The 7497-nt window shown below is 54.9% G+C and carries 10 protein-coding genes; 4 read left to right on the forward strand and 6 right to left on the reverse strand.

Annotated features, from left to right (window positions below; all coding sequences use genetic code 11):
- Nucleotides 1–124: 124 nt before the first annotated feature.
- Nucleotides 125–496 carry a LexA family protein gene (locus tag ACIQTS_RS17000; RefSeq protein WP_402474053.1) on the forward strand — a complete coding sequence of 124 codons (372 nt, stop codon included), beginning with the start codon at nt 125–127 and terminating at the stop codon, nt 494–496.
- Nucleotides 478–1791, forward strand: coding sequence for a Y-family DNA polymerase (locus tag ACIQTS_RS17005; protein ID WP_402473999.1), 1314 nt, complete (start codon nt 478–480; stop codon nt 1789–1791). The genes ACIQTS_RS17000 and ACIQTS_RS17005 overlap by 19 nt, the downstream gene beginning before the upstream one ends.
- Here ACIQTS_RS17005 and ACIQTS_RS17010 read toward each other — a convergent pair.
- From ACIQTS_RS17010 to ACIQTS_RS17035, 6 genes are all read right to left on the reverse strand, one after another.
- Nucleotides 1788–2183 (reverse strand): hypothetical protein, encoded by a 396-nt coding sequence (locus tag ACIQTS_RS17010; RefSeq protein ID WP_402474000.1) that lies wholly within the window; start codon nt 2181–2183, stop codon nt 1788–1790. The two genes, ACIQTS_RS17005 and ACIQTS_RS17010, sit on opposite strands and share 4 nt — an antisense overlap.
- Before the next feature lie 181 nt (nt 2184–2364).
- A complete protein-coding gene (locus tag ACIQTS_RS17015) occupies nt 2365–2589 on the reverse strand; it encodes a hypothetical protein (RefSeq protein WP_402474001.1) in 225 nt (74 codons plus the stop codon).
- Between the two features lie 242 nt (nt 2590–2831).
- Nucleotides 2832–3125 (reverse strand): hypothetical protein, encoded by a 294-nt coding sequence (locus tag ACIQTS_RS17020; protein ID WP_402474004.1) that lies wholly within the window; start codon nt 3123–3125, stop codon nt 2832–2834.
- A complete protein-coding gene (locus tag ACIQTS_RS17025) occupies nt 3122–3907 on the reverse strand; it encodes a ParA family protein (RefSeq protein ID WP_402474006.1) in 786 nt (261 codons plus the stop codon). Before ACIQTS_RS17025 ends, ACIQTS_RS17020 begins: the two co-directional genes overlap by 4 nt.
- A gap of 314 nt (nt 3908–4221) precedes the next feature.
- The gene (locus ACIQTS_RS17030) at nt 4222–5640 is read right to left on the reverse strand and encodes a hypothetical protein (protein WP_402474008.1); all 1419 of its coding nucleotides are present in this window, start codon (nt 5638–5640) and stop codon (nt 4222–4224) included.
- A gap of 151 nt (nt 5641–5791) precedes the next feature.
- The gene (locus ACIQTS_RS17035) at nt 5792–6028 is read right to left on the reverse strand and encodes a hypothetical protein (protein WP_400343947.1); all 237 of its coding nucleotides are present in this window, start codon (nt 6026–6028) and stop codon (nt 5792–5794) included.
- A gap of 196 nt (nt 6029–6224) precedes the next feature.
- On the opposite strand from ACIQTS_RS17035, the gene ACIQTS_RS17040 reads away from it, so the two are divergent.
- Together ACIQTS_RS17040 and ACIQTS_RS17045 are read left to right on the forward strand one after the other, a co-directional pair.
- Nucleotides 6225–6851 carry a hypothetical protein gene (locus ACIQTS_RS17040; protein ID WP_402474011.1) on the forward strand — a complete coding sequence of 209 codons (627 nt, stop codon included), beginning with the start codon at nt 6225–6227 and terminating at the stop codon, nt 6849–6851.
- A 298-nt stretch (nt 6852–7149) separates the two neighbouring features.
- The coding region (locus tag ACIQTS_RS17045; RefSeq protein WP_402474013.1) for a hypothetical protein at nt 7150–7497 on the forward strand (348 nt) is incomplete at its 3' end.

The following is a 7497-nucleotide window of genomic DNA, read 5'->3' on the forward strand; positions in this document are numbered from 1 at the left end:
TACTTGTCGACGTTCTCCCCTACACTCAAGAGTTAGAATATATGTACTAAGATTAGGTGATGTAATGAAGATTGATCGAATACAAGTTTGTGAGCTAGCGCCCCCGCCGCAACGGGTGGTCGCTATGGCTCTGGACCGTGTCCCGGCGGGCTACCCTTCGCCAGCCCAGGACTATTCCGATACGAAGATTGATCTCTCCGAGATGCTGCTCCGGGATCAGGTCTCGACGTTCATTGTTCGGGTGTCTGGTGAGTCGATGCGGGGCGCAGGGATCAGTGATGGGGATGAGCTGATCGTGGACCGCTCCGTGCAGCCACGCGATGGGCACGTGGTGATTGCCGTGATCGACGGGGAGATGACCGTCAAACGTCTCTCTACCGGCCCTGCCGGAGTGGTGTTGAAAGCGGAAAACCCGGACTACCCTGATCTGCGCGTGGCGGAACTATCGGATTTTAGGATTTGGGGTGTGGCCACCACATGCCTCCATCACCTCTAGACTCCCCCGACCCGTCACAGCGGGGCGAATACATCGCTCACGTTGATGTGAACAGCTTCTATGTCTCCTGCGAACGGGTCTTTGACCCGAAGCTCGAAGCCCGCCCGGTGATCGTGCTGTCCAATAACGACGGCTGCGCGGTCGCACGCAGCAGCGAAGCCAAAACCTTAGGCATTGAGATGGGTGCGCCGTGGTTCAAGCTCGCGGCCGACGCTGACCGCCTCGGGCTGGTTGCGAAGTCCTCTAATTACGAGCTGTACGGGGAAATGTCAGCCCGCGTGATGAAACTGCTGGGCCGCTTTTCGGCTTGGGTGGAGGTCTATTCCATTGACGAGGCGTTCCTGGGCGTGTCCGGCACCCTGGATGAGCTGCAAGCCCTGGGAGAGCAGATCAAGGCTGAGGTGCTCCGGCTGACCGGGTTGCCCGTCTGCGTGGGGATCGCCAAGTCCAAGACGCTGGCGAAAATGGCGAACAAGACCGCCAAACACATCAAAGAACTGGGCGGGGTGTGCGTGTGGGATCGTGCCCCAGCACAGACCACCGAGAACCTGCTGGCGCGTCTACCGGTAGTTGAGGTGTGGGGCATCGGCCCCAGGCTGACCAAACGGCTGCGCGGCTTGGGGATCTGGACGGCTAAAGACCTCCGCAATGCGAACGAGGTGCGGATCAGGGATAAGTTCTCCATCGTGCAGATGCGCACCGTGCTAGAGCTGCGCGGGATTCCCTGCATCCCGATGGAAGAAGAACGGGCGATCAAAGACCAACTAATCTTCTCCCGCTCATTTTCTGATCCGATCACTGACCGGGTGGGTATGGAGCAGGTGATGGGGATTTATGCGCAACAAGCCTCCGCACGGCTATATAAGCACCAGAAGCAAGCCAAGATCCTCTCGGCGTGGGCGATGACCAGCTACTACAACCAGCACCAGGATCACCAGCCAGCGATCACGGTGAAGCTGCCTGGGCCTACGGCTGATCCGTTAGTGCTCACCCGCGCAGCGAAACAACTACTCCCCCAAATCCTGGTGGGAGTGAAATACGCGCGGGCGGGGGTGGTGGTCATGGACCTGCAACCCTGGGCCATGCAGGAAACTTTTGACCCGTTCGTGTCAGCGCATGAGGCCAAACAGATTGGCCCGCTGATCCAGCAGATCCGTTCCGAACACGGTGTGAAGTCCATCGGTTTAGGTCTGGCCGGCCTACAGCAGGGGCCAGCGTGGGAGATGCGGCGGGAGATGATGAGCCCGCGCTACACGACCCACTGGCGTGAGCTACTGACAGTAAAAGCAGCCTAAGGGTGACGGTGCTTATAGACGGCTATGGCCGCGCGCTTTGCACTAATACTTGCGCCGAGTCCCATGAAGCCCAGTAGCCCTATCACAACAACCAGCCCTGACCACAGCACCAAAACCCAAATACTGGGAGCCACGCCAGCGAGGCTTCCGCCCGCGAACAAAATTGCTACCCCGGCCAGAATCAAGGTGAAAGCTTTGCTTATTCGGTCATAAGCTCCGGAGTCGAATTCAGTTTTGGCAATGAGGTGTTCGAAGGGATCGTTCATCGGTGGTTCGCTGAGCGCTTGGAGTTCTTGGTTAGTACGGCGCGCGTGCTTTTCGCTGACTCTGCCTGCTTTACTTTGCCGCATCTTCGGCGTACCTCCCATTTTTCTTGTCGCTTCCGTGCTCATCGCTAGAGGCCGTGCATGAGCCACGATCCCCTGTCGTAGGTGAACTCAGGGACCGCAGCTTGTGGTTTGTGTGCGGGTGGTCGTTTGGTTCCTGCTGTCCACGTGGGTGCAGGCAAAGCAGCGCAGCGATTGGGCTTTTGCTGTGCACAGGTGGGAAGGAGGCTTAACCGCGTGGCCTGGGTTACTTGGCGGTGGGTTCAGGTGAGGGCAGGGTTTCCATCCAGCAAGTCGCGTTAATCGCCGTCTGCAGCGCATCTAGGGCGTAGGAGACGGCCTGTTTGGTGTCCGGGTAGTCCTTGTTCCACGAGTCGGTGCTCATGGTAATGCGGCCGGTGGCGGCGAGGGCTTCCAGCTCGTCGGCCAGCGCTTTGAGGTCTTCGTAGATCTCTGAGGCGTTGCGCGTCATGGCTCTTTTCCTTGGTTGGGGTGGTGGAGAGCTTCGGAACCAAACTAATGAGGTGGTAAACAGGTTCCGAAGACTTCCCCTTTGTGCTTTTAAAGAATGCGCCCCGAGATACACAGAGCCAAGAAAAGTCATTGCCCATCGCAATTTCTACGGGGAATCGTCGAGTCGCGGAGGATCAGAACAAGCAAAATGGTGGGTTTGCTAGTCCAACCAATGCAACCTTTCATTCATGAAAGAAATATTTATTTCTTTCTTTCAAACTCTGCCCACTTTTCTGCAACTGCTAGTTCAATTGCTTCATAAATGGGGATCTTGGCCTCAGCTTTAACTCTAGCCAGGGTATCCATCGTCTTTTCGGACAATCTGTTACTGAAAGGCACCCGCACGACTTTTCGCTCAGGTGATACCGCAACTGGTTTCGCTATCTGCTTCTCCGGTGTCTGCGCAGGTTCGACAGGATCTACGTTTACATCAGGGGCAGGGCGTGGCACGCGACGCCTTCCCGAAGCTGGGCGTTCCGGTAGTTCTTGATTCATTTGATAATTGTCCTTGCTAGTTCCTTGTAAGCTGCTAAGACCGGAGCGCCCTTGCGGTAGTTCCCATACCATTCCCCCGCCAAGCGAACATCTTGAACGATGGTCCGTTCTGGAACAAACGGAATCAAGAGTAGTCCCGTTTCGCGAAGCTCATCTACAGAGCTGATTGCTGCCCGCGGTGTGATCGTGTCTTTATATCCCCCGATAACAATCCCAGCTTCCCTCAATCCTGCGGTTAAACCGAGACGTTTCCGACTGGCCAAGAACTTATCGACTGTGATTTTGGCGCCCTCAAAGCCGTCTATTCCGTCAACGGTCGGCTTAGCAGCGTATACGACGGTGTCAGAAGCATTCAAAGCACTTTGAGTAAGGGGGCCACCTTGACGGTTAGGGCAATCAATTACTACTAGATCCGCTGAGGAGCCGAGCAGTGAAGTTTTCAATCGTATCTCCAGGTGGTCGGAGGTATCCTTCTCGCGGTTGGATACCGATCTCGATGAAGGTAGCACACGCAAATTTGGGCTCCAGTGAGAAGATACGGCCAACTCATCGGCCCAACCCTCGGGGTCTTCATCCGCAAGTATTGCACCGACATCAAGTCCTGACTCGCGTGGTTGAACCGCCGTCCATTTCGTGGTGGCTGCTCTAGGATCAAGATCAATCAGCAACACATTCTTACCAGCTTCGGCAGCCACCATCGCGAGCGAAACAGCAGTGGTTGTTTTGGATACGCCACCAGACTCGCTATAAACCATGATCGTTTGCATGATTTGATCGTACATGAAATCAATCTTTCATGCAATAAATAAATATTTATTGCATGAAAGATTCGCCGTTTTCGGGGATAGTGAGGAATTAAGCATTTTCCAGCGCGAATGGAAGCATCGGTATGTAGTTCTTAACGAATTGCATAGAGCTCCTGCTAGTTATTGGAAGGCACCTTGGCTCAAGGCGATCAACGGACAGGTGGGCTGTTCCCGCCTGCACGCCTCGTATGCTGTCCAGGTAGACCCGTACAACAATAATGCTTTCATGAAATAAATAAAGATTTCATGAAAGTAGTATTGTTTCTCGTGGAAGATTAGTCCTATGGCTTCTACTTTCCCAAACGAGATTTTGCTAGGACGGCTCTGACTTTTGCTGCGCCGTGTGTTGCTGCGGTTTGGTGTTTTCTTTGGTTGGCGGCTTGTTTGGCGCGGCGTTCGGTTGCGGCTCGTGCGGCTGCGCGTGCGTGGTTGCTGGCGGCCGCTGCTCGCTGGGATCGGCTGAGCATGATTTCTCCGGTGGCGGTGCGCCATTGGTTCATGCGGTGCAGGATCGCTGCGCGCAAGATCCGGCAGTAGTCGATGTAGGACTGAGTTTCACGGTTGTGCTGGGGGAGTGCTCCCCAAGATTCTTTGCCGTGCAGACCTGGTGTGGTGCGCCATTCCAAAGCGTGCTGAATATCGTTGATAGTCCATCCAGCGTTGAAAAATGGTTTGAACATGTTCAGCACGTTTTTCTTGGAAAAACGGGCAAAATCAGGCATCCGACGCAAGATTTCAGCGCAAGCCGATAATCCCTGTGGTCTCGAGCTGATCGTTCGGGAAGCTGGCCATAGCTCGACTGGTCGCTGATCGTGTTCGCGAGTTTGCGCGGCGGAGCCGTGCCTAAAAAGTTTTTCAGTGCCGCGTAGCGGCTCATTTTGGATCTTTTCCTCGCGTACGCGCGTGTAGGAACTTACTACGTAAGTGGTTAACCCCCCTACGGGGAGGGGTTCTAAGTTATTTCCACAGGCGGTGTGGTTTGGGGTGTGGTGTGTGGTGGTGCCTGGTGTGTCTTGGGGGCGTAGACCAAGCCCGATAGGGCGGCAGAGCACGTAGACAGGGGCTTCATTGGTGGCTGGTTGTCCTGCTTTGGCGGCGTATTCGGCGCTGCGGCCGGAGGCGACGATGCCGAGGATGCCGTGAGCGCGTAGGAATTTGAGGGCGTTGCCGACGGTAGCGCGGCTCACGCGTGCTTTGTCGGCGATGGTATTCCAGGTGATGCGTACGGTCATGGAGTCGTGGTCTGTGTAGCGCAACAGTACCCAAAGAACGGCCAGGATGTTGCGTTGGCAGTCTTTGCGGCGGCCTAACAGCTCGTCGAGGGATCGCGTAGCGCGCCAGGCTTGGGCGGTGTGGTCTATTTTTTTGCTGCCTTGGGGGATCGCCCAAGATACTGCGCGGTCGGAGGTCTCCTGGGCACGCGAGACGCGGCGTATGCGCACCGGTGGCAGGGTCTGTTCGTGTTTGGTCGCGAACGCTTCTTTGGAGGCGTTGAACTGGGTTTTACCTTTAGCGGTGAATCCTTCGGGGGTCTGGGCGCGTACGAAGGGTTTATGCCCCTTGGTGACGTGTTTTTGGATCGCTGCGATGCGTCCGTTGCACGGTCGGGTGTCCCAGTGTGGGGTTTTTGTGGCGGAGATCGCCGGGTTTTTCGGCGTTTCCTGGGCTTGGGTTGTTGCGTGGGCGCGTTCAGGCGCTACTATAGACATACAACGTCTTTCCTGTTTCAGGGTAAAGAAGAGGGAGCGTCCGGTGTGGTAGCCGGAAGCTAACTTGGTAAATCACGATCTGTAGTAACTTTGGCGAGAGACATAGATCGGATTCAGAGCTTAGGCCCGCGCGATGCGCGGGCTTTTCTGTTTAAAGCTTGTCGATAGGCAGATGGCCTTCCTTGCTATCGTTTTGGGGAACCCACGTTGGAAGTCCTCGGTCGTCATATTCCAAGGTCTCCACCATAAGGTCGAAGAATGCTGCGGCAGACATGCCGGCTTTCTTCGCGAGATCCGCGAAATGCTCTTTATTTTCGCGCTCCACCTTCCACCCCATCGGCGTAGGGTGTTTCATGGTGCCATAGGCGCGGCCATGCGGATTCTTCATATCATCATCCTATGGTTGCGCAACCAAGTTAATCGACCCGCGACACGCAAAAGTTTCTAATTCCTCAAAATTCGCGGGGCAATATTCCCTACGACCGTCGGGTGGAAATCGAAGCGGTAGATATCTTCCTTATACACTCTCATTCCGGCCTCTTGACCCCTTCGCTGTCGTACGTTCCTGGAGTAGCTTTGATTCTATGGCTGGATGGGAAGTGTCGAGGCATCCCGAATGGGACATGATGTATGCCGCGGGTCTGACCGTGCGCGAAATATCGGATCTTTGTCATTGGCAGTGCACCACCATTCACCGCCATTTGCAGATGCGAGAAAAATACGAGTCAGGCACCCATGCCAAGCATGAGGCAGCGCTGGCTGCTAGGGGAGTGGACCGTCCAACGATCAGTTGGCGAAAACTGCTGGCTGAAGTTCTCGAGTTTCAAACTATCCACAGCCGGCTTCCACATCATGAGGGAGACGACACAGAGCGGCGGTTGCACCGGTGGGTTCTTGACCAGGGCCGCGCATACCGTAACGGTGAAATGTCCGCCCCAAAGATCATTCTGTTAGATGCTCTGGTCGGCTGGAGCATTGATATTCGGCAGCAGGAACGAGATGAGGTTTGGCGTGCAAAGCTCACCTCGCTGATCGAATTCACTGCCACCTATCAACGAACCCCGCGGTACCAGAACTTCTCATCAGAAGCCGAGCGAGTGCTCGGTGTCTGGCTGCATGTGCAACATCAAAGGCGGGCCGAAGGCAAGCTGTTGCCATGGCGCTTAGAAATGATGGATGAGGCGTTCCTTCACTGGCAAAGCCGAATGTGAATGCCGCATCTATAACCTCTCGGCGGCTCCTGTCCCATTTATTCTTCTTTTATTCATTCGTCGACTAAAATTCCTTTAAAAATAAACAATCTTCCTTGGGGGAACGATCAAAAAGATATTTCTGCTTATCTTCGCAATGATTACTGCGGCTTCGATGAGTGTCATGTCGGTGTCTCCGGTGTCAGCTGCCGCGGATGTGGCTCCGCCTGTTCTGAACACTGTCTCGATGGTTTCACCTAAGACGGTATATCCAGGGGATACTGTCTCCTTCAAGTGGACCGCAACAGATCCTTCCCCCATGAGCCATGTCGAGTTTTGGGCTTATGGACCATCCGGAAAAATCAAACGAATTATCGCTTGGGGAGAGACCTCCTCCAGCGGCAATGTTCGCTCCGGAACATCCTCCATGCAGGTTGATGAACAATGGCCTGCGGGCAACTGGGAAATTCAGTTCGTTGCCTATTCTGACTCCGTAGGCAACGCGACAGATACCCGCTACGTTACTAACAAACCAGACCTTAGCAAGCTCAAATTCACTGTTGCAGGAACCACCGCGGATGTGGCTCCGCCTGTTCTGAACACTGTCTCGATGGTTTCACCTAAGACGGTATATCCAGGGGATACTGTCTCCTTCAAGTGGACCGCA

Source organism: Glutamicibacter sp. NPDC090743, assembly GCF_044769125.1.
In the GTDB taxonomy this organism is placed as follows: domain Bacteria; phylum Actinomycetota; class Actinomycetes; order Actinomycetales; family Micrococcaceae; genus Glutamicibacter.